Genomic DNA, 26,138 nt, shown 5'->3' with positions numbered 1-26,138 from the left:
AGGGGGAAATAACAATATGGCGACTTTTTTCAATGAAATGACTGCGGAGGCGGTGGGCACGGAAGGCAAGGTTCGTGAACACTATCGTGAATTCCATCAATGGCTGGAGCAGCAATCGCCGGAGACCATCGAGCGCAAGCGCGCCGAGGCCGACCTGACGTTTCGCCGCGTCGGCATCACTTTCGCCGTGTATGGCGATGATGCCGGTACCGAGCGCCTGATTCCGTTTGACACGATACCGCGAATTATCCCCGCCGATGAATGGGCGCAGATGCAAACCGGCCTGGTGCAACGGGTCAAGGCCCTGAACATGTTTATCCATGATATTTATCATGAGCAGAACATCATCAAGGCCGGCATTATCCCTGCCGAACAGATCTACAAGAATGCGCAGTACCGTCCGGAAATGCAGGGCATATCGGTCGCCTCCGACATCTATGCCCATATCGCCGGCGTCGATATCGTGCGCGCCGGCCAGGGTGAATTCTATGTACTGGAAGACAATCTGCGCGTGCCGTCCGGCGTGTCGTACATGCTGGAAGATCGCAAGATGATGATGCGGCTGTTCCCGGAACTGTTCGCGCGCAACCGCATCGCCCCGGTCGACCACTACCCCGACATGCTGCTCGACAACCTGCGCTCGGTCGCGCCGATGGGCGTCGATGATCCGACGGTAGTGGTGATGACGCCGGGCATGTACAACTCGGCTTACTTCGAACATGCATTCCTGGCCCAGCAGATGGGCGTGGAACTGGTCGAAGGCAAGGATTTGTTTGTCAATGACAATTCGGTCTACATGCGCACCACGCGCGGCCCGAAACGGGTCGACGTGATCTATCGCCGCGTCGACGACGATTTCCTCGATCCGCTGGCGTTCCGTTCCGATTCCTCGCTGGGCGTGCCGGGCCTGCTGTCGGTCTACCGCGCCGGCCGCGTGACGCTGGCCAATGCCATCGGCACCGGCGTGGCCGACGACAAGTCGATCTATCCTTTTGTTCCCGACATGATCAAGTTCTACCTGTCGGAAGAACCCATCCTCAACAATGTGCCAACCTACCAGTGCCGCAAGTCGGCCGACCTGAGTTACGTGCTGGCCAATCTGCCCAAGCTGGTGGTCAAGGAAGTGCATGGCGCGGGCGGCTACGGCATGCTGGTCGGGCCGGCCTCGACCACGGCGCAGATCGAAGACTTCCGCCAGCGCCTGCTGGCCAACCCCAGCGGCTATATTGCCCAGCCCACCCTGGCCCTGTCGGCCTGCCCCACCTATGTGGAATCGGGCATCGCGCCGCGCCATATCGATCTGCGCCCGTTCGTGTTGTCCGGCAAGACCATCTCCATGGTGCCGGGCGGTCTGACCCGCGTGGCGCTGGGCGAAGGCTCGCTGGTGGTCAACTCCTCGCAAGGGGGCGGCACCAAGGATACCTGGGTACTGGAAAAATCTTTCGCTGGAGACAAATAATGCTGAGCCGCACCGCCGATCACCTGTTCTGGATGGCCCGCTACACCGAGCGCGCCGAAAACACGGCCCGCATGCTGGACGTCAACATGCAGACCTCGATGCTGCCGCAGTCGCAGGAGGACGCCGAGCAAGGCTGGCGCGCCACCCTGGGTATTTCCGAGCTGCAAAGCGCCTACGATGCGAAGTACGGCCGCTTCCATACGCGCGACGTGCTCGACTTCATGGTGCGCGACCCGAACAATCCGTCGTCCATCATCGCCTGCCTGACCGGCGCCCGTGAAAACGCGCGTGCCGTGCGCGGCACCTTGACCACGGAAGTGTGGGAAACCCAGAACGCCACCTGGCTCGACATGCAGAAGCGCCTGAAAAGCAATCTGCTGGAAACCGATCCGAGCGCCTTTTTCGAATGGGTCAAATACCGCTCGCACCTGTCGCGCGGCGTGACCCTGGGCACCATGCTGAAAGACGAAGCCATCCATTTCATACGCCTGGGCACCTTCCTGGAACGCGCCGACAACACCGCGCGCATCCTGGACGTGAAATTCCATGGCGCGAAAGACGCCTCGAAAGATATCGCCCAGCGCGATTTCTACTACTGGGCGGCGCTGCTGCGCTCGGTATCGGGCTTCGAGATCTACCGCAAGGTGTATCGCGACGTGATCACGCCCGAGCGCGTGGCCGAACTGTTGATTTTACGTGGCGACATGCCGCGCTCGCTGCTGGCCTGCATGGATGATGTGGTCGACAATCTGCACCATATCCGCAACGATGTGTCGGCCGATACCGAGCGTTTCGCCGGCCGCTTGCATGCCGAGCTGAAATTCGGCCATATCGACGACATCCTGAAAGCCGGCCTGCACCATACCCTGACCGAGTTCCTGGAAAATATCTATGAACTGGGCAACCGTGTCAGCCGTGATTTTCTTGTTCCATTGGCGGCCTGATGATACTCACCATACGTCACGAAACCATCTATCACTACAGCAGGCCGCTGGCCTACACGATACAGCAGCTGCACCTGATGCCGCGCATCGAACCGCAGCAACGCGCCCTGTCCTGGCACATCAACACGCCGGGCCAGTGCCACGCGTACACGGATGCCTACGGCAACCTGTCGCACATGCTGACCATCAATGGCAAGCATCAGGCGCTGGGACTGGTGGTGCATGGCGTGGTGGAGACCATTTACCCTTACCAGGGCAGGCTGAACCTGGTCGACACGCTCTCGCCACTGTTGTTTACCATGCCGACGCGGCTGACCGAAGCGGACCCCACGATCGTCGAGCTGGCTGCCACCAGCCTGCCCGACCGTGGCACGCCGGCCACCACCCGGCATTTGCTGCACCTGGCCGAAAGCATCGTCGGCAAGGTGGCCTATGAAAGCGGCGCCACCGAGGTGACGACCAGCGCCATCGCGGCGCTGGCGCTGGGACGCGGCGTGTGCCAGGACCATGCCCATCTGTACCTGGCCTGCTGCCATGCCTGGGGCATCCCGGCGCGCTATGTGTCGGGCTATATCGATCCCGGCACCAGCGGCCATGCGGCCAGCCACGCCTGGGTCGACGCCTGGGTGGTCGACAGCGACTTTGCCGGCTGGGTCAGCATCGACGTCACCCATGCGCGCCTGATGACGGACGCCTACTGCCGGCTGGCCATCGGCCGCGACTACGATTCGGCGGCACCGGTGCGCGGCGTGCGCCAGGGCGGCGGCAAGGAAACCATGAGCGTGGACGTACAGATTGTACCGACATAAATGCGCCAGATGGGGATGCCGGCCGGGGCCTGCCGCTATCGCCGCTCGGCCTGGCTGGTGTAAAATTGCATCTTTTGATTGATCGTTTCCGATGACTTATTGCATAGGCATGCGCCTCAACGAAGGGCTGGTCTTCCTGTCCGACTCCCGCACCAACGCCGGCGTGGACCAGGTGGGCACCTTCCGCAAGATGAGCGTGTTTGAAAATCCGGGCGACCGCATGCTGGTCCTGATGACCGCCGGTAACCTGTCGATCTCGCAGGCCATCCGCCAGATCGTCTCCGAACAGGTGGACAGCGACGGGCGCGGCATCTGGAATGTGACCAGCATGTATGATGCGGCGCGCATCGTCGGAGACGCCGTGCGCACCGTGCACCAGCGCGAAGCGAAGGCGCTGGCCGAGTGCGGCATCGACTTCAATGTCAGCATGATCCTCGGTGGCCAGATCGGCAGCGAGCGTTGCCGCTTGTTCCAGATCTATTCAGCCGGCAACTTCATCGAATCGCACGATGAAAACACCTATTTCCAGATCGGCGAAGCCAAGTACGGCAAGCCCATCGTCGACCGCGTGATCAATCCCGCAACCGGCCTCGACGAAGCGGCCAAGTGTGCCCTTATTTCCATGGATTCGACCCTGCGCTCGAATATCTCCGTCGGCCTGCCGCTCGATTTGCTGGTGTATGAAACGGAGCGCCTGGCGGTGACGCGCTTTGTCACCATCGATGAAAAAAACCAGTATTTCCGCATGATCCGCGACACCTGGGGCCAGCAGCTGAAACAGGTGTTCGAAGGCATCGACGATCCGGTCTGGAACGCGGCGCCGGAGACCACCAGCAATGTGCTGTCGTCAAGCAATATGCACAGCAAGCCGGTGCGCGTGGCCATCCCCGACCACGCCAGGGGCGATGGCCGCGCCGTGGCGCCGCTGCAATCGCTGGCCCAGCAGTTCGACAGCGGCGAGCAGCATTGACGGCAATCGCACAAGATTGACGGACGCTGGCGCGCGCCGTGCTTTTATGGCAAGATGAATTGGACAACCATTCAGATTGCACAGAGAGGCCGGTGGCGCATGGACTTGATCACTTCGGCGGTAGCGGCCGCCCTTGCCAACGGCGCGCCCGACGCCGCTCCCGCCGACGTGCAGCAGCTGTACCAGCGCCTGAAAGCGGCCATTGGCCGCCTGGCTGGCGCGACCGATGTGCTGGCGGCGATTGCCCGGCTGGAAACCCATCCTGATTCGCCAGCGCTGCTCCTGGCGCTGTCCAGGGCCGCCGCCAAGGCCGGGGCGCCCGACGATATGGCCACGCTGTTTGCCGCGCAGGCGCTGCTGCAGCATTTGCACGCACCCGAGGACACGCCACCGCAAGCGGTTGCAGCGACCGAAAAAAGCACACTCGTCAGTAATTATGCCGTCGTCAAGGTGGGCTTTGCCACCGACCGCCAGCGCGACCTGGGCAAGCCGGCAGGACAGCGCTTCAGTAACGAGCGCAGCAATAACGCGCGCCTCAGTTACGGCCACTGCGCGATCAGCATCCCGCGCGACCACCGCATGGGCGAGCTGGAGTCGCCTTCCTTGTGGCGACTGGAATTTCGCTCAGATCCGGCCAGGCATGTGGTGTTGCTCAGTACCGAAGTCGAAGACCAGGCCAAGTTCTTTGCCGGTGTCGGCGCGCAGATCGAGGCGTCGGCCAGCGGCAGCGCGTTGATCTTTGTCCATGGTTATAACGTCAGCTTCGAGGATGCAGCGCGGCGCACGGGCCAGATGGCGTACGACCTCGGCTTCGACGGCGCGCCGGTGTTCTACAGCTGGCCCTCGCAGGGCGACGTGGCGCACTATGCGGTCGATGAAAACAATATCGAATGGAGCACGCCACATTTGCAGGCGTTTCTTGCCGACTTCCTGCAACAGAGCCACGCCACCAGGGTCTATCTGATCGGTCACAGCATGGGCAACCGGGGCCTGGCGCGCGCCGTGGCCGGCCTGATCGAAAGCGAGCCCGAACTGGCGCGGCGCATCAGCGACATCATTTTGACGGCGCCCGATATCGACGCCGATGTATTCAAGCAAGAGATCGCGCCGCGGCTGACGGCAGCAACGCATCCGGTGACCCTGTACGCCTCGTCGGAGGACCTGGCGCTGGCGGCGTCAAAGCTGGTGCATGGCTACCCGCGCGCGGGCGACAGCGGCGCCGGCATGCTGCTGCTGGCCGGCGTGGAAACCATCGACGCCACCGGCGTCGATACCGGTTTTCTCAAGCATTCCTATTTTGCCGAGAAACGCTCGGCCCTGTCCGACATGTTTTATCTGATCCACAACAACGCGCGCGCCGACCAGCGCTTTCTCGATCCGGTCGATACGCCCGAGGGGCGTTACTGGACGTTCAAGCCCTGACAGGCAGCCGGGCAGGCATGTTAAGATGCGGTATTACGGCATGGCAAAGACACGGCGACCGCGCCGCTTGATGACCATGCGCAGGCAGGCAAACCTTATGTTGACTTCTTCTACCGAACAAGCTGAATCGCTGATCCGCAGCACCAATGCCCGCGTCACCAAGACGCGCGTCAAGGTGCTCGATTTCCTGATGGCGCAAAGCCAGTCGATGACCCACCACGAAATCCAGCAGGCGCTGTCGCAGGACAGCGATATCGATTCCGTCACGCTGTACCGCGTGCTGGAATGGCTGACCGAAAACGAACTGGTGCACCGTATTGCCGGCGGCGACCAGGTGTGGCGCTTCAGCGCCGGCGGCGGCCACCAGGCGCACGAGCACGCTCATTTCCAGTGCAATAAATGCGCCACCGTCACCTGCTTCAACGAAGTCAAGCTGCCCGCCCCCGTCGCCCTGCCCGAAGGCTTCAGCGGCGGCGACGTCGATTACCTGATCAAGGGGCTATGCCCGCGCTGCAAGTAGGCGCGATTGCAGCCCCCATTTGCGGCGTCTGGTAGCCCACCACGCAGCGGTCCAGGCCCCGTATCAGGGTGTCCTGCGGCAAGCCCCTGCCGATAAAGACCATCTTGCTGGCCCGTGTTTCGCCCTCGCGCCACGGCGCGCCCAGTTCCGAGCCCATCAGCATGTGCACGCCCTGGAACACGGCGCGGCACGGCGTGTCTTCGATATATAAAATCCCCTTGTAGCGCATCAGCTGGGTGCCGAACAGTTGCACGATGGCGTCGAGAAAATTCTCCACCTTCACCAGATCGAGCGGCTGTGGCTGGTGATAAACGAACGATTGCACGCCGTCACCGTGGCGATGTTTCATGTCGCCAAGGAAATCCGGTTCCAGCTCGACGATGGCGTTCAGGTTGAAGCCGCGGATATTGAGAATATCGCGCAGCGGCACATTGCCGAAACTCACCTTCTGTATGCTGGCGCGGCAATTGATGGCCAGCAGGCGCTGGCGCAGCGCGGCCAGTTCCTCCTTGCTGACCAGGTCGGTCTTCGACAGCAAGATACGGTCGGCAAAGCCCACCTGCTCCTGCGCTTCGCGGTGCTCGCTCAGTTGCTGCTGGGCATGGCGCGCGTCGACCACTGTCAGGATCGCGTCGAGCATATAGAAGGCGCTGACGGACGGTTCGGCAAAAAACGTCTGCGCCACCGGCCCCGGCGCGGCCAGGCCCGTCGTTTCGATGATCACATGGTCAAAGGCCAGCGCGCCGGCCGCGCGTTTTGCCTGCAGTTCGCCCAGGATACGGATCAGGTCGCCGCGCACGCTGCAGCAGATGCAGCCGTTGTTCATTTCGACGATCTGCTCATCGCTGTCCTGCACCAGCAGCGCGTTGTCGATGCTTTCGGCGGCAAATTCGTTCTCGATCACGGCAAAGCGCAAGCCAGGGTTGCCTTGCAGGCCGTGCTTGTCCTGCAAAATACGCTTGAGCAAGGTAGTCTTGCCGCTGCCGAGAAAGCCCGTGATGATGGTGACGGGAATCAGATCGCCGTCCATTACGATACCTCCTCGATTTCTTCGATGGGCTGCCACTGCGGAAACGGATCGGCCAGTGCGCGCCAGGCGGCCATGCCCTGGCGCGTTTCCGTGGGGTCGAGCTGACAGCGTTTCAGGTCCGCCTCGATGGCGGCTTGGTCCATGTCCTGGCCGATAAACACGATTTCCTGGTAGCGGTCGCCATAGGTCTCGCTCCAGCCTGCCTTTATCTCCTCCAGCGAATCAAAGTCCGTCGGCCAGCGTTCCTGCGGCACGGCCGCCCACCACAAGCCCACCGGTTCAATATTCATCAGCTTGCCCGCGCCGGACAGGCTGGCCACCCATTCCGGGCGACTGGCCAGCCAGAAATACCCCTTGCTGCGCACCACCCCAAAGATCGGCTGTGAAATATAGTCGTACAGGCGCTGGGCGTGAAACGGCTCCCTGGCGCGGTAGACGAAGCTCGTGATGCCGTACGCTTCGGTCTCCGGCGTGTGCACGCCGGCCAGCTCTTGCGCCCAGCCCGGCATATTGGCCGCCTGCTGCAGGTCGAACCGGCCAGTGCCCATGATGGCGTCGAGCGGCACCACCGACTGGTTGGTCTCGATCAGCCGCGCGCCCGGGTTCAGCGCCTTGATCAGGGCCAGCACGCGCAGCCGTTCGTCTGGCTGCACCATATCGACCTTGTTGAGCACGATCACATTGGCAAACTCGATCTGTTCCGTCAGCAAATTGGCCAGTTGGCGCTCGTCGCCCTCGCCCGCCGTCTCGCCGCGCTGCGCCAACGTATCCTCGCTGCCGAAATCGGCCAGCAGGTTGGCGCAGTCGACCACGGTGACCATGCAGTCGATCTGCGCCACCTGGTTCAGGCTGACGCCATCCTCATCCTCGAAATCAAAAGTAGCAGCCACCGGCATCGGTTCGCCCACGCCCGTCGATTCGATCAGCAGGTAATCGAACCTGTCTTCCTCGGCCAGCCGCCGTACCTCCAGCAACAGATCGTCGCGCAGGGTGCAGCAGATGCAGCCGTTGGACATTTCGACCAGCTTTTCCTCGGTGCGCGAGAGGGCTGCGCCGGCCGCATCGGTGCCTTCGCGGATCAGGGACGCATCGATATTGACTTCGCTCATGTCGTTGACGATGACGGCGACCCTTTTGCCCTCGCGGTTGCGCAAGATATGGTTGAGCAAGGTGGTCTTGCCGGCGCCCAGAAAACCCGACAGCACGGTGACGGGAAGCTTGCGTTGCTGCATAGATATGGCCATGATATTCCTTATTGCAGTTAAGTTGCGTTTTGCGATTATAATGCAGCTCAATTGCATTTGAAGAAATTTTCTCGGTACGCCAGCCGCTGTCATTCGGTCGTCATATGGCGGCGCTACAGTCGCGTCCTTTGAATCTTTCCGGGAATGGCAATGAAAACAAACTGGATCATGATGGCGGCCCTGGCAAGCGTGGGCCTGGCGGGCTGCAACGGCAATTCGAACAAGCCGGCCAACATTGCTGAAGGCACGACGGTCACCGTGGCGCTGCTGGAAACCACCGATATCCATTCGAACGTACTCAGCTACAATTACTACGCGCTGGCCGAAGACACCAGCCTGGGCCTGGAACGCACCTCGACCCTGATCCAGGCGGCGCGCGCGGAAAATCCGAACAATGTGCTGCTCGACGATGGCGACGTGATCCAGGGCACCTTGCTGGCCGACCTGCAGGCGGTGGCCGCGCCCGTGCCCTGCACCGCGACCCTGGCCGTGCACAAGGCCATGAACGCACTCAAGTACGACGCGGGCGGCATGGGCAACCACGAATTCAACTATGGCCTCGGTTACTTGAGTCAGATCACGAATACCGATTTCGGCATTCCCGGCGTCAGCAAGCCGGCTGGCAACTGCGGCGCACCCACCATCCCTTCCGTGCTGAGCAATGTCGTCGGAGTGGCCAGCGGCAAGCCCATCTTCAACCCCTATGTGCTGCTGCCGCGCGATTTCGCCGCCGTGGCGCCCGATGGTAGCAAGCTCAACGTCAAGATCAATATCGGCGTGATGAGCTTTGTGCCGCCGCAAATCCTGGAATGGGATCAAAAAGTGTTGGCCGGCAAGGTCAGCGTGACGGGTGTGCAGGAAGCGGCCAAGCAATATGTACCCGAATTGCGTGCCAAGGGCGCCGATCTGGTGGTGGCCCTGTCGCATGGCGGCCTGGACCCCAGCGCCTACAGCCCGAAAATGGAAAACGGCAGCTATCACCTGGCCGGCACCGGCATCGACGCGCTGATGATCGGCCACTCGCACCTGATCTTCCCGAAAGGCCGCGAAGCGGGCGCGGCCGCGCTGGATGCCTCGTTCGCGGCCTTCCCGGCCAGCGCGAAAATCGATGGCGACAAGGGTTTTGTCAACGGCGTGCCGACCGTCATGGCGCAAAGCTGGGGCCGCCGCCTGGGCATCATCAGTTTGACCATGGTCTACCAGGGCGGCAACTGGGTGGTGCAACAGAACAAGACTACGGTCGAGTCGCGCGGCTTCAAGCAGGCCGACGGCAGCAACGTCAAGGCCGACCCGGCCATCGCGCCACTGGTCGCCAGCGAGCATGACGCCACCATCGCCTATGCCAGAAAACCGCTGGGCGTGAGCACGGATTTCGAGATGTCAGCCTATTTCGCACTGGTGGGCGACGTCAGCGCGATCGAGCTGGTCAACCAGGCCCAGCTCGATTACGTGAAAAATTTCATTGCCACCAGCACCGACGCCACCCTGGCCAGCTACAAGAACATCCCCGTGATTTCCTGCAGCTCGCCGTTCAAGGCGGGCCGCAACGGGCCGTCGGACTTTACCGACGTGGCCGCTGGCGCGACGCCGGCCGCACCGGTCGGCTTGCAAGTACGCAATCCGGGTGACCTGTATTTGTACAGCAATAACAATCTGCAGGCCGTCAAAATCAAGGGCTCGGACCTGAAAGCGTGGCTGGAGACCTCGGCCAGGCAATTCGCCCAGATCGATCCGGCCTTGAGCACCGAGCAGGACCTGGTGCCCACCTACAGCGTGATCTACAACTATGACGTGTTCTATGCGGAAAACAATGCGCTGACGTACCAGATCGACGTGACCAAGCCCGTGGGCAAGCGCATCGTCAACCTGCGCTACAAGGGCGCGGCGGTCGGTGACGGCGATGACTTTATCGTCGCCACCAATGATTACCGCGCCGGCGGCGGCGGCGCCGTGCCCGGCATCGACGGCAGCAAAACCATCATCAAGTCACCCGACGCCAATCAGGCCGTGGTCAGCAACTACCTGCTGGCGTTGGCCGGCAAGGGTGCCGGCAAGGTCACCTTGTTGGACAACGGCAGCGCGCGCAGCTGGAGTTTTGTCAAGACGGCCACCGCCGGTCCGGTGATCCTGCGTTCGGCGCCGGGCCACCTGGCGCTGGCGAAAAGCAGCGGCATCGCCAATGTGGTGGCCGAAGGCGCTCTGGACGCGAGCGGTTTTGCCAAGTACTCCATCGATTTGAGCAAATAAGGAGCAGACGATGAAAACGGCCCTCTCTTTTCCCGCCGTGGTGCTGGCCGCCGCATTGGCCGCTTGCCAGGCGTCACCACCGCCGACGACGGCAGAAATCGAGGCTGCCGCCATGCATGCGCGCCAGACCGGCGACCGGCAGGCCGAGCGGCGCGTGCGCGCCTGGGCCGGCAAGGGCATGCCGGTGGCCGAGCGCGAACTTGCCCTGGTCTACCAGACCAGGCCCGAACGCCGCACCGACGCACTGCGCCTGTTCGAGCAGGCGGCGCGCGCCGGCGACACGGAAGCGGCCTACGAGATGGGCCAGATGCTGCGCCCGGCCAGCCCCGGCGAAGCCTGGGGCTGGTACCGCATGGCGGCAGAGCGGCGCCACGCCAGGGCGGCGCTGATGCTGGGCCTGCTGGCGGCCAATGGCGAAGGCGTGACCCAGGACCCGCTCGAAGCGGCGCGCTGGCTGGCCGTCTCCAGCGAGCTGGGCAATGCTCACGCCATGTTCCTGCTGTATAACGCGTATCGCGAGGGCCGTGGCGTCGCGCAGGATGCCGCCAAGAGCCTGGCGCTGCTGGAGGAAGCGGCCCACCACGACTACCCGCCCGCCATCGAGGAACTGGCGATGACGGTGCAGGCCGGCGATGCGCAGCGCGCCAGTCACTTGCTGAAAGAAGCCACCGAACACCGGCATAACAACTGGAACAGATTTTGAACCTGACCTTTGGAGAGTGGCCCCTTTTGCGGATCTGCTTGTATGATCGGGGAACTTATAATAAAGAAAGAGTCCAATGAAAAAGCTCACTACCGCCTTTGGCGCGCCTGTCGTCGACAACCAGAATACGCAAACGGCCGGCCCGCGCGGCCCGGTGCTGCTGCAGGATGTCTGGTTCCTGGAAAAACTGGCCCATTTCGACCGTGAAGTGATCCCCGAGCGCCGCATGCACGCCAAGGGGTCGGGCGCCTACGGCACGTTTACCGTCACGCATGACATCACGCGCTACACGCGCGCAAAAATTTTCAGCCAGGTTGGCAAGCAAACGCCGCTGTTCGCGCGTTTCTCGACGGTTGCCGGCGAGCGCGGCGCGGCTGACGCGGAACGCGATATCCGCGGTTTCGCCCTGAAGTTTTATACGGAAGAAGGCAACTGGGATCTGGTCGGCAATAACACGCCGGTGTTTTTCATGCGCGACCCGCTGAAGTTTCCCGACCTGAACCACGCCATCAAGCGCGACCCGCGCACCGGCTTGCGCAACGCCAACAGCAACTGGGATTTCTGGAGTTCCCTGCCCGAAGCGCTGCACCAGATTACCGTGGTGATGAGCGACCGTGGCCTGCCGCGCACCTTCCGCCACATGCACGGCTTCGGCAGCCATACCTTCAGTTTCCTCAACGCCCAGAACGAACGTTTCTGGGTCAAGTTCACCTTCAAGACCCAGCAGGGCATCGAGAACCTGACCGATGCCGAAGCCGAAGCACTGGTCGGCAAGGACCGCGAAAGCTCGCACCGCGACCTGTATGACAGCATCGAAAACAGGGATTTTCCGCGCTGGACCCTGTTCGTGCAGATCATGCCCGAGCAGGAAGCGGGCAGCTACCATATCAACCCGTTCGACTTGTCGAAAGTCTGGCCGCACGGCGACTATCCCCTGATCGAAGTGGGCGTGCTGGAACTGAACCGCAATGCCGACAATCACTTTGCCGAAGTCGAGCAGGCAGCCTTCAACCCGGCCAACGTGGTGCCCGGCATTAGCTTTTCGCCGGACAAGATGCTGCAAGGCCGCTTGTTCTCGTATGGCGATGCGCAGCGCTACCGCCTGGGCGTGAACCACAGCCTGATCCCCGTCAACGCGCCGAAATGCCCGTTCAACAGCTACCACCGCGACGGCCAGATGCGCATCGACGGCAACCACGGCGGCACCCTGTCGTACGAGCCCAACAGCGCGCAGGAATGGGCCGAACAGCCTGACTTCCGCGAGCCGCCATTGACTCTGGAAGGCGCGGCCGACCACTGGAATCACAAGGTCGACGAGGATTACTACTCGCAGCCGAAAGCGCTGTTCCAGCTGATGACGCCAGAACAGCAGCAGGCGCTGTTCGACAACACGGCGCGCGCCATCTCGGGCGCATCAAGCGAAGTCAAACAACGCCATATCGGCAACTGCACCCTGTGCGACCCGGCCTATGGCGCGGGCGTGGCCGAAGCGATTGCACGCCTGAGCAAATAAGGTCGTGTCCCGCCCCGGCCCGCGTCGTGGCCGGCGCCGGGGCATCATCGCGACACGATAGTTCCGCTTTTTCAATTGAGCGACATCAGGCATCCCCGCAGGCCCAGCGGCCTATACTGCTTTCATCGACCGCATGCATGGCGCATGGAAGGGGAACATGACAAGCTCAAGGATGATACTGGCCGCTGGGGTGGCGGTTCAGGATAGCGGCGACGAGGCGCTGCGCGCGCAATTTCTGCGTGGCATGGCCGGCTTCAACGACGCCCACCGCGCCGTGCGCTGGAGTGGCCGCTTCGACGCCTTCCTGGCTCAGGTGCTGCCCGGGCGCGCCGCGCTGCTGGGCCGCAGCGCCCACCAATATATCTGGGACATGCTGCGCGCCAGCGGCCATGAAGACGCCGCCGGCCAATTTCACTGCAGCCTGTTCGACAACGAGCTGTTCGGCATCGATGCCGCCATCGGCAGGGTGGCGGCCTATTTCAAGGCCGCCGCAGCCGGCTCGGAAGTGGGACGGCGCATGCTGTTGCTGCTGGGGCCGCCCTCAGGCGGCAAGTCCACCCTGGTGATCCTCCTCAAGCGGGGCCTGGAAGCCTACAGCCGCAGCGACGATGGCGCGCTGTACGGCATCGCCGGCTGCCCCGTGCACGAGTCGCCGCTGCATCTGGTGCCGCAGGGCATGCGCAGCGAGTTTCGCGACAGCTATGGCGTCGAACTGCAGGGCGAACTGTGCCCCCACTGCCGCGCCCGGCTTGACGAACAGTACCAGGGCGATTTTTTACAGATGCCGGTCGAGCGCATCGTCTTGTCCGAGGCTGGCCGCTGCGGCATCGGCACCTATGCGCCGCACGATCCGACCAGCGCCGACCTGGCCGACCTGGTGGGCTCGGTCGACCTGTCCAAGGTGGCGCAATACGGCGACGAAGGCGATCCGCGCGCCTGGTCTTGGTCGGGCGCCGTATATGCGGCCAGCCGCGGCATGCTGGAAATGATCGAGATCCTCAAGGTCAAGCGCGAATTCCTGTATCTGCTGCTGACGCTCACGCAAGAGAAAAACGTCAAGGTCTCGCGTTTTCCGCTGATCTACCTCGACGAAACCATTATCGCCCATACCAACCTGGCCGAGTTTCGCAAATTCGTGCAGGAAAGCGAGAACGAGGCTCTGCTCGACCGCATGGTCATCGTGCAAGTGCCGTACACGCTCAATTACCGGGACGAGGCGCGCATCTACCGCAAGCTGGTCCTGTCGGCGCCCGCCTTTCGCGCCGTGCACCTCGATCCGCATGCGCTGCATGCGGCGGCCGTGTTCGCCATCCTGAGCCGCTTGCAGGACGGCGACGAAAAGGAGACCGAACTGGTGCAACGCCTGCGCCTGCATGCCGGCGAAGACGTGGAAGACCTGAACCAGGCCGATGTGCGGCGCTTGCTCGAGCGTGAACGGGAAAAATCCAGCCAGGAAGAAGCGCTGTCGGGCGTGTCGCCCCGTTTCGTGATCAATGCGCTGTCGCACGCGATTATCGCCGCCAGCCGCAATAGCCTGAGCACCATGGATGTGCTGCTGGCCCTGAAGGACAGCATCGAGAACGACGCGCGCATCGAAGCGCGCCGCAAGCGCAAGTGGATCGATTACCTGGTACTCGCGCGCAAGGATTTTTATAACCGCTGGGTCAAGGCCGATGTACACAAGGCCCTGTTCGTCTCGTTCGAGCAGGAGGCGCAGGACTTGCTGGAAAAATATCTCGACGAAGTCGAAGCCATGCTGGACAACCGGCAAATGCGCGACCCCATCACCGGCGACGAGCGCCGGCCCGACGAGCGCTTCCTGCGCGCAGTGGAAGAAAAAATCCACATCAGCGACTCGGGCAAGCAGTCGTTCAGGCAGGAAGTGGTGCGCAAGGCCATGGGCGCCTTCAAGCGCGGCGAAGCCTTTGGCCTGGCCAGTCACGCGCCGCTGCACGATGCGGTCCAGCAGTATCTGTTCGAACAGCGGCGCGACGTGCTGCGCCTGGTCAGTTCAAGCCGCCGCCCCGACGACGATGTGCGCGCAAAAATATCGGTGGTCGAGCGGCGCCTGGTCGACGACTATGGCTACGACGATCATAGCGCGCGCGAAGCGCTCAACTATGTGACCACCTTGCTGGCGCAGGAATGAACGCCGCCACCCAGCCCTGGTACGACCTGTTTTCGCGCGGCGCGCGCGACTGGCTGCGCCACAACCAGAAGGTGCGCGAGGCGGTGCAAACGCATTTGCCCGACTTGATCGCGGGGCCGGACCTGATCACGGGCGAAGGGCGACGCCACATGCAAGTGCCGGTGCGCCTGCTGGAGCATGCCCGTTTCCGCCTCGCCGCGCCGCGCCTGGTGACGGGCGCCGGCCAGGGCGATGGCCAGCCCGGCGATCTGCTGCGCCCGGCGCGGGCTTTGGCCGATGATGAAGCTGCAGGCGATGGCGCGCAGGACGGCGGCGGCGGCGAAGGCGAGATCCGGCTGCTGCTGGAATTTGCCATCGACGATATCCTCGACTGGCTGTGGGACTACTTCAAGCTGCCCTATTTGCAGCCAAGGCGCCTGGGCGCCATCAACGAGCAGCAACTGGTGCGCGCCGGCTGGGACAAGCATGGTGCCCGCTCGCGCCTCGACCGCCGCCGCACCGTCAAGGAAGCCATCAAGCGGCGCGCGGTGCAGCAGCATCCTGTGCCATTCACGGATGACGACCTGCGTTTTCGGCAGTTGCTGCAGCGCCCGCTGCCCAGCTTTGACGCGGTGGTGTTCTTTGTGCTCGACGTGTCGGCCAGCATGGGCCTGGACCAGCGCCGTCTGGCGAAAACCTTTTTCTTCCTGGCCTTGCAAGGCTTGCGCCGCAGCTATGCGCGCGTCGACACGCGCTTTATCGCGCACACCACGCGGGCCTGGACGTTTTCGGAAAACGCTTTTTTCCAGGTGCATGGCATGGGCGGCACCATGGCATCGAGCGCTTTTCGCCTGTGCCACCAGTTGCTGGCCGGACGCCATGGCGGCGGGCGCGACAACGCCTATCTGTTCTATGCCTCCGATGGCGAGAATTTCAGCGAAGACCGCAATGCGGCCAGCGTGGCGCTGAGCGAGCTGGCAAGCGAGTTGAACTACATGGGCTATGTGGAAACGGTCACCGGCATGCCGCGCGCGCTGGAAACGGAAACCCATGCCCTGTGCGCGCAGCAGGCACGGCGCGGCTCGCCGCTGCACACCAGCACCTTGTCCCAGCCAGACGATGTCTGGCCGGCACTGCGCAGCTTTTTCCAGCATGAACAGGTGGCGCAAGGGCTGATGGCATGAATGCCGGGCCTGCGGATGCCGCGCTGCTGGCCAGCCACGCCACACGCATCGAAGCGCTGGCCCTGCAACTGGGGCTGGAGTTCGACCCGGTCGACTTCGAACTGGTGCCCAACAGTTTCCTGGCCGAGATCGCCATCTACGGTTTGCCGGTGCGCATGCGCCACTGGTCCTTCGGCGTGCGCTACATCCACCAGCTAATGCAGCGCAAGATGGGCCACTCGCATATCTTCGAAGTCATGTTCCCGGGCGACCCCTGCCACGCCTATCTGGCGCAGGACAATACCCTGGCAGAAAACACCCTGGTCACGGCCCATGTGCTGGGACACGCCGACTTTGCCAGGCGCAACGCCCTGTTTGCGCGCTTTGGTGCCATGACCGGCAAGCGCATCCTGGAAGACAGCGCGGCACGCGCGCAACGCATCGATGCGGCATGGCACACCCATGGACAGGACAAGGTGGAGGCCGTGCTGGACGCGGCGCTGGCGCTGGAGCAACATGTCGATATCCATGGCGAGCTGTATCGCCTGCCGTATGCGCCCGCAACCGTGCCTGCGCCTGGAAAAACCATTACCGGCCCGTTTTCCGCGCGCTACCGGCAATTGCCGGGCGAACATGAACCACCCGCAGCTCTGCCTGATCGGCCATTGACGCCGCCTTACCCGGAATACGACCTGCTGTGGTTTATCGCGCAATACGCGCCCGAACTGGAAGACTGGGAACGCGATATCTTCCTGGCCGTGCGCGAAGAGTCGTTCTATTTCTATCCCGTGTTTGCCTGCCAGATCATGAACGAAGGCTGGGCCTCGTACTGGCATGCGCGACTGCTGCGCGAAGCAGATTTTTTACCGCCACAACTATACCTGGCGGCACTCAAGTCGCATTCGGACGTCGTGCGTCCCCATGCGGGCGAGCGACAGGCGGCGCTGACGATCAATCCCTATCACCTGGGCTTTGCCATCTGGGAACAGATCATCGCGCAACACGGACTGGACCGCGCGCGCCGCATCTGCCGCGACGACGACGATTTCAGCTTTGTCCGCAACCACCTCGACGCGCCCTTGGCCGACAGCCTGGGCCTGTTTGTGCATGAAAGCCGCCACGATGGCGAAACCCGGCTGGCTAGCCGCGACCTGCATGCGATCCGCGAGGCGATCCTGGCGCCCAAATACCATTATGGCGCGCCGTGCATCGCCGCAACCCTGCTCAATGACGACGGCAGCCTGGTGCTGCGACACGACCACCAGCGCGATGGCCGCGGTCTGGCGCTGGAACAGGCGGAACAGGTGTTGGGCTATATCACAAGGGTCTGGCGCCGGCCCGTCACCTTGCACACGGCAGACTTTCGCGGCACGCCGCGCGTATTGCAAGGCAAGTCAGACGGCATTGCCAGTCGCGGCGCAGCGCCGCTGCCGCGTTAGGACGCCAGGCCACCTGTCGCAGCGGCAAGCTCCTGCGCCGCATACCAGACCACCGTCTGCCGCAAGCCCTGGCGCAGGTCGTGCGTGGGAGCGTAGCCCAGCAGGCGAGCGGCGCGGCTGATATCGGCCTGAGAATGGCGCACGTCGCCGTCACGAAAATCGCCATGCAGCGGCGTTTGGCAGTGCAGGCCGGGCCGCGCTTCCAGCAGTAGCGCTTGCATGGCGCCATGCAGTTGCAGCAGGCTGGTGCGCCCGCTGACGGCGACGTTGAAGACCTCGTTGACGGCTTGCCGATCAGTGGTGGTGGCGGCCAGCAGATTGGCTTGCACGGCATTGGCGACATAGCAGAAGTCGCGGCTGGTGCTGCCGTCGCCATTGATGCGCACGGTTTCGCCGGCCAGCATGGCGGCCAGCCAGCGCGGGATCACGGCGGCATAGGCGCCCAGCGGATCCTGGCGCGGGCCGAAGACATTGAAGTAACGCAGGCCCACCGCCTCGCTGCCGTAGCAGCGGCCGTACAGCCGCGCATACAGTTCGTTGGCATATTTGCTCAGTGCATATGGCGACAGCGGCTCGCCGATATGCTCTTCCACCTTCGGCAAGCCCGGGTGGCTGCCATAGATGGCGCTCGACGAGGCATACACGAAACGCCCGACGCCGGCCGCGCGTGCCGCATCGAGCATGCACAAAAAGCCGCCCAGGTTGACGTCATGGTAGAGCTGCGGCTCGCGCAGCGAGCGTGGCACCGAACCGAGCGCCGCCTGGTGCAGCACAATATCGACGCCGGCGCAGGCGCGCGCACACGCTTGCGCATCGCGGATATCGCCTTCGACCAGGGTAAAACGCCGCCAGGCCTGCTCGCCGACGCTGTCCTGCACCTGCGCCAGGTTGCGCCGGTGGCCGGTACTGAAATTGTCCAGGCCGCGCACCGTCTGGCCCAGTTCCAGCAGGGTCTCGACCAGGTGCGAGCCGATAAAGCCGGCCGCGCCCGTCACCAGCCAGCGCCGTGGCGCCTGTCGCAACTGCGCACAGGCCTGCTCATACACATCGCTGGCCGACATTACAGCCGCCATACATGCAAGCCATCCTCGGTCAGCTTGAGCGGATCGAAATGCGACTTGATATCGATAAAGCAACCATTATCGACCACCTTGGAGCGGAAATCGGCCAGCGGCCGCGCCAGCAGCGTCTGGTGCGACACGGCGCTGATGATGGCCTCGGCCTGCGGCAACTGTTCCCAGCTCATCAGTTCCAGGCCGTATTCTTCCAGCGCCTCGCGCCCGTCGGCCACCGGGTCGTGTACATGGACTTGCACGCCGTAGCTTTGCAGCTCATGGATCATGTCGACCACCTTGGAGTTGCGCAGGTCGGGGCAATTTTCCTTGAAGGTCAGGCCCAGCACATTGACATGCGAGCCCTTGAGCTTGAAGCCGGCGCGCACCATTTCCTTGATGGTTTTTTCGGCCACGAACTTGGCCATGCCATCGTTGATGCGGCGACCGGCCAGTATCACATGGGGGTGGTAGCCCAGCATTTCGGCCTTGTGCGTCAGGTAATACGGATCGACGCCGATGCAGTGGCCGCCGACCAGGCCGGGCCGGAAGGGCAAAAAATTCCATTTGGTGCCGGCCGCCTGCAGCACTTCCAGAGTATCGATGCCGATGCGGTCGAAGATGATGGCCAGTTCGTTCATCAGCGCAATGTTCAGGTCGCGCTGGGTGTTCTCGATCACCTTGGCGGCCTCGGCCACGCGGATGCTCGAGGCCCGGTGCACGCCGGCCTCGACCACGCCTTCATACAGGCGCGCCACCTGGTCCAGGGTGGCCGCGTCGTCGCCGGAGACCACCTTGCGGATGCTTGCCAGGGTATGCGACTTGTCGCCCGGATTGATGCGCTCGGGCGAAAAACCCACATGGAAATCGTCCTTCCAGCGCAGGCCGGAATGCTGTTCCAGCAGCGGAATGCAGATTTCTTCGGTGGCGCCCGGGTAGACAGTCGACTCGAACACGACGATCGCGCCGCGTTTCATATGGCGACCGGCGGTGGCGCTGGCGCCGGCCAGGGCCGTAAAATCGGGATTGTGTGCGCTGTCGACGGGCGTGGGCACGGCGATGATGATGAAGTCGGCCAGTTGCAGCTCGGCAGGATCGCAGCTGACGCTGAGCCACTGCGCCGCACGCAATTGCTCCGTGCTCACTTCACCGGTCGGGTCCACCCCCTCGCGGTAGCTGGCCACCTTGCGGGCCGACAAATCAAAGCCGATGGTGCGCTGGTGCGCGCCAAACGCCACCGCCAGTTGCAATCCCACATAACCGAGTCCTACCACCGCCACCACGCCTGCATCCTTGTTCATGGTTCTCGCTCCATCTGGTTGCCGGCCAGTCTGCCGCCGTCTGGAAATTCTACGGTTGCATCCAGCACCATTCTTGAGCAGGAACAAGAATGGCGGGCGCCGGAGCGGCGCCAAGCCATGCAATCGCCAGCGTGTTGAGCCTCATCAACAGGCTGCACCTCCAACTTTCCTACCCTGTGCTGTGCCCTTCCCTGCCAACGCCGCTACCGGAGAATTCCATGCGCCACCCCCATCCCGTGATCCGTCTCGCCGCGCTGTCGCTGAGCTCAGCACTGTTGTTCGCCTGCAACGGCGGCCAGAGCAGCGCGAGCCTGCTGGCCGACGCCAGGCTCTACCAGCAAAAAGGCGAACCGCGCGCCGCCATCATCCAGTTGAAAAACCTGCTGCAAAAGGAAGCGGACAATGCCCAGGCGCGTTTGCTGCTTGGCAGCATCTATCTCGATACGGGCGACGCCCTGTCGGCGGAAAAAGAATTGCTCAAGGCACAGACCCTGGGCGCCAAACCGGCCGAGGTGCTGCCGCTGCTGGGCAAAGCCTGGCTGATGGTGGGCCAGTTCGAGCGGGTGCTCAAAGAGCTGCCCGGCGATCAAGCCCAGCCTGCGTCCGTGCTGGCCCTGCGCGGCGACGCCCTGCTGGCCCTGGGACGCCGCGACGAGGCGCGCGTGCTGTTTGCCGGAATGCAGCAACGCCAGCCGGACCAGGCCGGGGCGCTGCTGGGCCTGGCCCGGCTGGCCGCGCTCGAGGGCCAGATCGCGGCGGCGCAATTGCTGATCGAGCAAGCATTGAAGGGCAGCCCGGACAACCTGGAGGCACTGCGCCTGCAGGGCGACGTGCAGCGCTTGCAGGGAAATAATGGCGCGGCAAGGCAAGCCTATCAGCAGATACTCAAGCTCAAGCCCGACCAGGTGCAGGCGCGCATCGACCTGGCCAACCTCGATATCACGGAAAACAGGTTCACCGATGCGGCCGCGCAACTGGCCGGCGCGCGCAAGCGTGCGCCGGGTAATCTTGGCGTGCTGCAGGCGCAGGCCTTGCTCGATTTTCGCCAGGGTAAATTCAAGGCGGCGCTGGAAAACCTGCAACTGGTGCTCAAGGCCGCGCCCGAACACATGCCGGCGCTGCTGCTGGCGGGCGCCGTGCAACTGGCGCTCGGTGCGCCGCAACCGGCGGAGCATTACTTGCAACCGTTTCTGGCGGCCCATCCCAGGCACCTGTATGCGACCAAGATGATGGCCTCGATCGAAATGGGGCGTGGCAACACCGATGCGGCGATCGACCTGCTGCAACCGTTGCTGGTGGCCTTTCCTGACGATGTGGAACTGCTGTCGCTGGTGGGCGAAGCGCATTTGCGCGCGCGCCACTATGACAAGGCCAGCGGCTACTTTGAAAAAGCCAGCCTGCTGGCGCCCGACACGGCCAGGCTGCATGCGGCGCTGGGGGTGAGCCGCCTGGGCCAGGGCGAAAGCGCGCGCGCCATCAGCGAACTGGAGCGCGCCAGCCTGCTCGACGACAAAACGCCGCAGGCCGGCACCATGCTGGTGATGACTTTGCTGCGCAACAAGGATAACGCCAGGGCCCTGGCCGCCGTGCAGGCGATGGAAAAACAGCATGGCAGCAATCCGCTGGTGCTGAACCTGAAAGGCGGCGTCTACCTAGCCCTGAACGATCTGCGCGCCGCGCGCGCCAGCTTCGAGCAGGCGCTGGCCATCGACGGGCGCTACCTGCCAGCCTTGACTAACCTGGCGCAGATCGACGTGGCCGAGAAAAAACCGGAACGCGCAAAGCAGCGTTACGAGGCGGCCCTGGCCAAAGACAAGAAAAATCCCGATATCGCCGCCGCGCTGGCCAAGCTGGCCGCCTCGCAAGGCAAGCTCGACGAAGCGCAGCGCTGGCTGGAAAAAGCCCATGCCGACCAGCCTGACGCCGTCGCGCCGGCCTTGCTGCTCAGCAATTTTTACCTGAAAACCGGCGCCACCGACAAGGCGCTGGCGCTGACGCGCAGCTTGCAGGCGGTTCAACCGGCCGATACCGATGCGCTGGCCCTGCGCGCGCAGGTCGAGTACAGCGCCGGCGAGGCGCGCGCCGCGCTCGACAGTTATAACAAGCTGGCCACCTTGCAAACCACCTCGGCACCCTTGCAGATGCGTATTTCCAGCTTGCACCTGGCGCTGGGCGACCCGAACAGCGCCTTGCAGGCGGTGCGGCGCGCGCAGGCGATCGATCCGGGCCTGCTCGAAGCGCAAGTGGTCGAAGTGGCGCTGCTGCTGAACCTCAAGCGCCCCCGCGACGCGCTGGCCGTGGCGCGCAAGGTGCAGCAGCAGCAACCGGCGCTGGCCGCCGGCTACAAGCTCGAAGGCGATGTGTTGATGGAACAACAGCAGCCGCGCGAGGCGCTGAAAAGGTATGAACAGGCTTTCCAGATCAGCAAGGTCGGCCCGCTGCAGGTGCAGTTGTACCGCGCCGCCGTGGCCGCCGGCATGGAGCAGCAGGCCGACGCGCGCATCGAGGCCTGGCTCAAGGAGCAGCCGGACGACAAGGCGACGCGGCTCTACCTGGCCGGCGCCAGGCTGAAGGCAAAACACTACCGCGCCGCCATCGTCCAATACCAGCAGGTGGTGGCGCGCGACCCCGGCAATGTGGTGGCGCTCAATGACCTGGCCTGGGCTTACCAGCAAGACAAGGACAACCGCGCGCTGGCCACCGCCGAGCAAGCACACAAGCTGGCGCCCGACAATCCGGCCGTGCTCGATACCCTGGGCTGGATCGCGCTCGAACAAGGCGATACGAAGCGCGCCACCGAGGTGCTGCGGCGCGCCGCCAGCCTGGCGCCGCAATCTGCCGAAATACAATACCACCTGGCTGCGGCGCTGGCCAGCAACGGCGACAAGCCGGGCGCGCGCAAACAGCTCGAACAACTGCTGGCCGCCAACAAGGACTTTGCGCAGCGCGCCGAGGCCCAGGCCTTGCTGGCCCGGCTCTAGCCCATGAGCATGCTTGCCGCGCGGCTGCTGGCCCTGGCCGCCGGCCTGGCCTGCCTGGGGGCGCTGGGCCACTATCCGCTGGGCCATGGCTGGCCGGTCTGGCTGCTGTACGCCCTGCTGCCATGCTATTTCTTGCTGTTATGCTGGCGCCCGGCGCTGTGGCTGTTCGCCCTGCCCGCCATGCTGCCGGTGCTGGACCTGGCGCCGTGGACCGGCTGGTTTTTTTTCGAAGAAATCGACTTGTTGCTGTTGCTGACGGTGGCCTGCGGCTACTGGCGCTGGCGCCCTGGCACATCAAGGATGACGCTGGCGCCGGGCGCCCGGCTGTGGCTGGCCCTGGTCAGCCTGGCGGCGCTGGCGGCGCTGCTGCGCGGCTTGCTGTCCGTGCAAACACCGCCTGACGGCTTGAACGCCTGGAACAATTACCTGAGTCCCTGCAATGCCGTGCGCCTGGGCAAGGCCTGGTGCTGGGCCATGCTGTTGCTGCCCTTGCTGCTGCGCGATTGCGCCAACGACGGCTTGCGCCGCCTGGCGCTGCCCGGCATGCTGTGCGGCCTGGGACTGGTGGCCTTGTGCGCGCTGTGGGAACGGGCCGTGTTTCCGGGTGTGTTCAATATGGCCAGCGACTACCGCATCACGGCGCCGTTTTCGGCCATGCATACGGGCGGCGCGGCGCTCGACGGTTATCTGGCCATGTCGCTGCCGTTTGCGGTGCTGTGGCTGGCCAGCGCCCGCGCCCGCGGCCCGGCCATCGCCGCCTTGCTGCTGCTGGGGCTGGCCCTGCATGCGGCCATGGCCACGTTTTCGCGCGCGCTGTATGCGGCCCTGCCCGTGGCGGCCATCGTCGGCCTGGCTGGCTGGCAGCTGGCGCAAGGCAGGCAGCGCCGGCAAGGCTGGCAGGCCTGCGCCATGCGCCGCGCCGCCGCCGGCCTGTTGCTGGGCACAGGCGCGGCCGCTTTGCTGGCATTGATGTTTCATGCCGCCGGTTACCGCGGCTTGCTGGCCGCCATGGTGCTGCTGGCGGGCGCTTTTTTGCTGGCCGCGCAAGCGCTGCCCTGGCGCCTGGCGCCGGCCAGCGTGCTGTGCGCGCTGGCCGCGCAGGCGACCCTGGCGGCGCTGTGGCCGAATGAGCTCGTCCATGGCGTGTTGAAGGCCCCGTATGCGCTGTTCCTTCTGTCGAGCCTGCTGCTAGCATTCAGCCTGTGGCGCCAGTGGCTGCCGCTGGCCATGATGGCGTTGACCATGATGGCGTGCAATACGGCCTGGATCGGCTGGCACTGGGCCGGCGCCATCGCCTTGCGCCCGGCAGCGCTGGTGCTGCTGATGGCGCTGCTATTGCTGCTTAACAGCCGGCTGCACCGGCCCTTGTGGCGCAAGGGCCGCGCCAGCCTCAGCGTCGCGGCGGCGGCCGGGCTGCTGCTGATGCTGGCCATCCCCGTGTCGGCCAGCTATTACGCCAATGAACGCTTCGCCACCACGGCCGGCGACTGGCAAGGCCGGCTGCGCCACTGGCGCGGCGCGCTGGCGATGATGCCGGGCGACTGGGCCACGACCGCCTTCGGCATGGGTACTGGAACTTTTCCGGCCAGCTATTTCTGGCGCAACACGGTAGGCGACGTGCCGGCGCGCCTGGCTTATGCCGACGAGGCCGACGCAGGTAATCGCTATCTGCGCCTGTCGAGTCCTGGCTACCGCGCCGGCTATGGCGAACTGCTGCGCCTGCTGCAGCGGGTAAGCGTCCAACCCGACACCCGCTACGCGCTGGCGCTCGACGTGCGCCGCCACGGCCCCATGCCGATGCTGCAGCTGAAGTTATGCCAGCGGCAACTGCTATACGCGCAATATTGCGTGCAAGCTCCCCTGCGTTTGCTGCCGCCGGCCACCGCCGCGCCGCACTGGCAGCCGCAGTGGCAGCCGCAGTGGCAGCATTATCAGATGAGCATCGACAGCGCCCGCCTGGGCGACGGCGCCTGGCTGTTGCGAGCACCGGTGCAACTGGAACTGGCGGCCGCCGGTATGGCCGAACCTGCCTTGATCGATGTCGACAACCTCAGCCTGCGCGCGCCCGACGGCGAAGAGCTGCTGGCCAATGGCGACTTTAGCAAGGCCAATGATTACTGGTTTTTCAGCAGCGACCACCATCACCTGCCCTGGCATATCAAGAACCTGTGGCTGCACTTGTATGTCGAATCGGGCGTGTTCGGCCTGCTTTCGGTGCTGGGCCTGTTTACGCTGGCCTGCGCGTCCCTGCTGCGGTGCGCGGCGCAGGGACCGCACGCCGATGGCGCTGCCGCCATGCTGGCCGCGCTGGCCGGCTTCATGGTGATCGGCGTGTTCGACAGCCTGCTCGACGTGCCGCGCATCGCCCTGCTGTTTTATATGCTGCTGCTGTGCGCGTTGCTGCAGCCGTCCACGCCACCGGCCATGGAAAGAACACGACGATGAAAGCATTTCTGCTGTTGAGCTTGTTATTGCCATGCGCCCTGCTCCCGGTGCACGCCCAGATCCAGCCGCAAGCGCTGGAGCAGGTGATCACCCGCGTCAAGCCGGCCATCGTCGGCATCGGCAGCCACCAGAAAACGCGCACGCCGCCTGTCCTGTTCATCGGCACCGGTTTTGTTACCGGCGATGGCCTCAGCGTGCTGACCTGCGCGCATGTGATCGACAAACTGCTGGCGGCCAATCCTGGCGAGACCATCGGTATCCTGACGGGCCAGGGCGAGGTGGCGCAGTTTCGCGCCGCCACCGTGCAGGCGCTCGACCCCGAGCACGACCTGGCGCTGCTGCGCCTGGCCGGCACGCCCTTGCCCGTCCTGCGGCTGGGTGACGCGTCCGAGGTACGCGAAGGCCAGGCCATGGCGTTTACGGGCTTTCCGCTTGGCACCTTGCTGGGCCTGCACCCTGTGACGCACCGCGCCACAGTGTCGGCCCTGACGCCGGTGGTGCTGCCGAGCGCAAACGCGCTGCGGCTCGATCCGAAACGGCTGGCGCAGCTGCAAAAAGCGCCGTATACGGTATTCCAGCTCGATGCGACGGCGTATCCGGGCAGCAGCGGCAGCCCGCTGTTCGATCCACAGACGGGCCTGGTCTACGGCATCGTCAACATGGTCTACGTCAAGGGCCTGAAGGAGGCGGCCGTTACCGCGCCGAGCGGCATCGCCTATGCGATTCCAGGGCGCCACATGCAGGACTTGCTACAGCGACAGCGATAAT

General features: G+C 64.0%; 19 protein-coding genes. 15 read left to right on the top strand and 4 right to left on the bottom strand.

Translation table 11 applies throughout. The features are described 5' to 3' along the window. Window positions 1-16: 16 nt before the first annotated feature. The 6 genes from CD932_RS16365 (at window position 17) to CD932_RS16340 (ending at window position 6,124) form a co-directional block, all read left to right on the top strand. Complete coding sequence (locus CD932_RS16365) at window positions 17-1,459, top strand: circularly permuted type 2 ATP-grasp protein (protein WP_094443865.1); 1,443 nt, start codon at window positions 17-19, stop codon at window positions 1,457-1,459. Next, window positions 1,459-2,403: an alpha-E domain-containing protein gene (locus CD932_RS16360; RefSeq protein ID WP_094443864.1), complete on the top strand. Its 945-nt coding sequence runs from the start codon at window positions 1,459-1,461 to the stop codon at window positions 2,401-2,403. The genes CD932_RS16365 and CD932_RS16360 overlap by 1 nt, the downstream gene beginning before the upstream one ends. Next, window positions 2,403-3,212, top strand: coding sequence for a transglutaminase family protein (locus CD932_RS16355; protein WP_094443863.1), 810 nt, complete (start codon window positions 2,403-2,405; stop codon window positions 3,210-3,212). Before CD932_RS16360 ends, CD932_RS16355 begins: the two co-directional genes overlap by 1 nt. A 91-nt stretch (window positions 3,213-3,303) precedes the next feature. Further along, window positions 3,304-4,182 (top strand): proteasome-type protease, encoded by an 879-nt coding sequence (locus CD932_RS16350; protein WP_094443862.1) that lies wholly within the window; start codon window positions 3,304-3,306, stop codon window positions 4,180-4,182. 99 nt (window positions 4,183-4,281) lie between these two features. Continuing rightward, window positions 4,282-5,604, top strand: coding sequence for an alpha/beta hydrolase (locus CD932_RS16345; protein WP_094443861.1), 1,323 nt, complete (start codon window positions 4,282-4,284; stop codon window positions 5,602-5,604). A 97-nt stretch (window positions 5,605-5,701) separates the two neighbouring features. Continuing rightward, a complete protein-coding gene (locus CD932_RS16340) occupies window positions 5,702-6,124 on the top strand; it encodes a Fur family transcriptional regulator (protein ID WP_254926631.1) in 423 nt (140 codons plus the stop codon). Here the strand turns inward: CD932_RS16340 and CD932_RS16335 are convergent. Both CD932_RS16335 and zigA read right to left on the bottom strand, forming a co-directional pair. Next, window positions 6,096-7,154, bottom strand: coding sequence for a GTP-binding protein (locus tag CD932_RS16335; protein WP_094443859.1), 1,059 nt, complete (start codon window positions 7,152-7,154; stop codon window positions 6,096-6,098). The genes CD932_RS16340 and CD932_RS16335 overlap by 29 nt on opposite strands. Beyond that, on the bottom strand, window positions 7,154-8,398 hold the full coding sequence (gene zigA / locus CD932_RS16330) for a zinc metallochaperone GTPase ZigA (RefSeq protein ID WP_254926630.1): 1,245 nt from the start codon (window positions 8,396-8,398) through the stop codon (window positions 7,154-7,156). Before zigA ends, CD932_RS16335 begins: the two co-directional genes overlap by 1 nt. 150 nt (window positions 8,399-8,548) lie before the next feature. Between zigA and CD932_RS16325 the strand changes: the two genes are divergently transcribed. From CD932_RS16325 to CD932_RS16300, 6 genes are all read left to right on the top strand, one after another. Beyond that, window positions 8,549-10,645 (top strand): bifunctional 2',3'-cyclic-nucleotide 2'-phosphodiesterase/3'-nucleotidase, encoded by a 2,097-nt coding sequence (locus CD932_RS16325; protein WP_094443857.1) that lies wholly within the window; start codon window positions 8,549-8,551, stop codon window positions 10,643-10,645. Between the two features lie 10 nt (window positions 10,646-10,655). Next, complete coding sequence (locus CD932_RS16320) at window positions 10,656-11,348, top strand: tetratricopeptide repeat protein (RefSeq protein WP_141213273.1); 693 nt, start codon at window positions 10,656-10,658, stop codon at window positions 11,346-11,348. Between the two features lie 76 nt (window positions 11,349-11,424). Then, complete coding sequence (locus CD932_RS16315; protein WP_094443856.1) at window positions 11,425-12,861, top strand: catalase; 1,437 nt, start codon at window positions 11,425-11,427, stop codon at window positions 12,859-12,861. A 157-nt stretch (window positions 12,862-13,018) separates the two neighbouring features. After that, window positions 13,019-15,010, top strand: a complete 1,992-nt coding sequence (locus CD932_RS16310) for a serine protein kinase (RefSeq protein WP_254926629.1) — start codon at window positions 13,019-13,021, stop codon at window positions 15,008-15,010. Next, window positions 15,007-16,173: a DUF444 family protein gene (locus CD932_RS16305; RefSeq protein ID WP_094443855.1), complete on the top strand. Its 1,167-nt coding sequence runs from the start codon at window positions 15,007-15,009 to the stop codon at window positions 16,171-16,173. The genes CD932_RS16310 and CD932_RS16305 overlap by 4 nt, the downstream gene beginning before the upstream one ends. Then, complete coding sequence (locus tag CD932_RS16300) at window positions 16,170-17,591, top strand: SpoVR family protein (protein ID WP_094443854.1); 1,422 nt, start codon at window positions 16,170-16,172, stop codon at window positions 17,589-17,591. The genes CD932_RS16305 and CD932_RS16300 overlap by 4 nt, the downstream gene beginning before the upstream one ends. Here CD932_RS16300 and CD932_RS16295 read toward each other — a convergent pair. Further along, window positions 17,588-18,652: an SDR family oxidoreductase gene (locus CD932_RS16295; RefSeq protein WP_094443853.1), complete on the bottom strand. Its 1,065-nt coding sequence runs from the start codon at window positions 18,650-18,652 to the stop codon at window positions 17,588-17,590. The two genes, CD932_RS16300 and CD932_RS16295, sit on opposite strands and share 4 nt — an antisense overlap. Then, entirely contained in the window at window positions 18,652-19,944 is a 1,293-nt protein-coding gene (locus CD932_RS16290; protein WP_094443852.1) for a nucleotide sugar dehydrogenase, read from the bottom strand. The genes CD932_RS16295 and CD932_RS16290 overlap by 1 nt, the downstream gene beginning before the upstream one ends. A gap of 218 nt (window positions 19,945-20,162) precedes the next feature. Here CD932_RS16290 and prsT point away from each other — a divergent pair, with 218 nt between their 5' ends. Genes prsT through CD932_RS16275 form a run of 3 tightly spaced genes read left to right on the top strand, consistent with a single transcriptional unit; the run spans window position 20,163 to window position 26,137 of the window. Continuing rightward, complete coding sequence (prsT, locus tag CD932_RS16285; protein ID WP_094443851.1) at window positions 20,163-22,925, top strand: XrtA/PEP-CTERM system TPR-repeat protein PrsT; 2,763 nt, start codon at window positions 20,163-20,165, stop codon at window positions 22,923-22,925. A 3-nt stretch (window positions 22,926-22,928) separates the two neighbouring features. Then, the gene (locus tag CD932_RS16280) at window positions 22,929-25,370 is read left to right on the top strand and encodes a hypothetical protein (protein WP_094443850.1); all 2,442 of its coding nucleotides are present in this window, start codon (window positions 22,929-22,931) and stop codon (window positions 25,368-25,370) included. Then, the gene (locus tag CD932_RS16275) at window positions 25,367-26,137 is read left to right on the top strand and encodes a serine protease (RefSeq protein WP_094443849.1); all 771 of its coding nucleotides are present in this window, start codon (window positions 25,367-25,369) and stop codon (window positions 26,135-26,137) included. Before CD932_RS16280 ends, CD932_RS16275 begins: the two co-directional genes overlap by 4 nt. Window position 26,138: the final 1 nt, after the last annotated feature.

The sequence above is a fragment of the Janthinobacterium sp. PC23-8 genome (assembly GCF_002250505.1).
Classification (GTDB): domain Bacteria; phylum Pseudomonadota; class Gammaproteobacteria; order Burkholderiales; family Burkholderiaceae_D; genus Janthinobacterium.
The sequence above is the reverse complement of the archived record's forward strand: the minus strand, read 5'-3'. Positions and strand labels throughout refer to the sequence as shown.

What these genes read in the sequence shown, in the direction of transcription:
- CD932_RS16365 (WP_094443865.1), top strand. Translation starts at nt 17, where the DNA reads ATGGCGACTTTTTTCAATGAAATGACTGCGGAGGCGGTGGGCACGGAA.
- CD932_RS16360 (WP_094443864.1), top strand. Translation starts at nt 1,459, where the DNA reads ATGCTGAGCCGCACCGCCGATCACCTGTTCTGGATGGCCCGCTACACC.
- CD932_RS16355 (WP_094443863.1), top strand. Translation starts at nt 2,403, where the DNA reads ATGATACTCACCATACGTCACGAAACCATCTATCACTACAGCAGGCCG.
- CD932_RS16350 (WP_094443862.1), top strand. Translation starts at nt 3,304, where the DNA reads ATGACTTATTGCATAGGCATGCGCCTCAACGAAGGGCTGGTCTTCCTG.
- CD932_RS16345 (WP_094443861.1), top strand. Translation starts at nt 4,282, where the DNA reads ATGGACTTGATCACTTCGGCGGTAGCGGCCGCCCTTGCCAACGGCGCG.
- CD932_RS16340 (WP_254926631.1), top strand. Translation starts at nt 5,702, where the DNA reads ATGTTGACTTCTTCTACCGAACAAGCTGAATCGCTGATCCGCAGCACC.
- CD932_RS16335 (WP_094443859.1), bottom strand. Translation starts at nt 7,154, where the DNA reads ATGGACGGCGATCTGATTCCCGTCACCATCATCACGGGCTTTCTCGGC.
- zigA (WP_254926630.1), bottom strand. Translation starts at nt 8,398, where the DNA reads ATGGCCATATCTATGCAGCAACGCAAGCTTCCCGTCACCGTGCTGTCG.
- CD932_RS16325 (WP_094443857.1), top strand. Translation starts at nt 8,549, where the DNA reads ATGAAAACAAACTGGATCATGATGGCGGCCCTGGCAAGCGTGGGCCTG.
- CD932_RS16320 (WP_141213273.1), top strand. Translation starts at nt 10,656, where the DNA reads ATGAAAACGGCCCTCTCTTTTCCCGCCGTGGTGCTGGCCGCCGCATTG.
- CD932_RS16315 (WP_094443856.1), top strand. Translation starts at nt 11,425, where the DNA reads ATGAAAAAGCTCACTACCGCCTTTGGCGCGCCTGTCGTCGACAACCAG.
- CD932_RS16310 (WP_254926629.1), top strand. Translation starts at nt 13,019, where the DNA reads ATGACAAGCTCAAGGATGATACTGGCCGCTGGGGTGGCGGTTCAGGAT.
- CD932_RS16305 (WP_094443855.1), top strand. Translation starts at nt 15,007, where the DNA reads ATGAACGCCGCCACCCAGCCCTGGTACGACCTGTTTTCGCGCGGCGCG.
- CD932_RS16300 (WP_094443854.1), top strand. Translation starts at nt 16,170, where the DNA reads ATGAATGCCGGGCCTGCGGATGCCGCGCTGCTGGCCAGCCACGCCACA.
- CD932_RS16295 (WP_094443853.1), bottom strand. Translation starts at nt 18,652, where the DNA reads ATGTCGGCCAGCGATGTGTATGAGCAGGCCTGTGCGCAGTTGCGACAG.
- CD932_RS16290 (WP_094443852.1), bottom strand. Translation starts at nt 19,944, where the DNA reads ATGAACAAGGATGCAGGCGTGGTGGCGGTGGTAGGACTCGGTTATGTG.
- prsT (WP_094443851.1), top strand. Translation starts at nt 20,163, where the DNA reads ATGCGCCACCCCCATCCCGTGATCCGTCTCGCCGCGCTGTCGCTGAGC.
- CD932_RS16280 (WP_094443850.1), top strand. Translation starts at nt 22,929, where the DNA reads ATGAGCATGCTTGCCGCGCGGCTGCTGGCCCTGGCCGCCGGCCTGGCC.
- CD932_RS16275 (WP_094443849.1), top strand. Translation starts at nt 25,367, where the DNA reads ATGAAAGCATTTCTGCTGTTGAGCTTGTTATTGCCATGCGCCCTGCTC.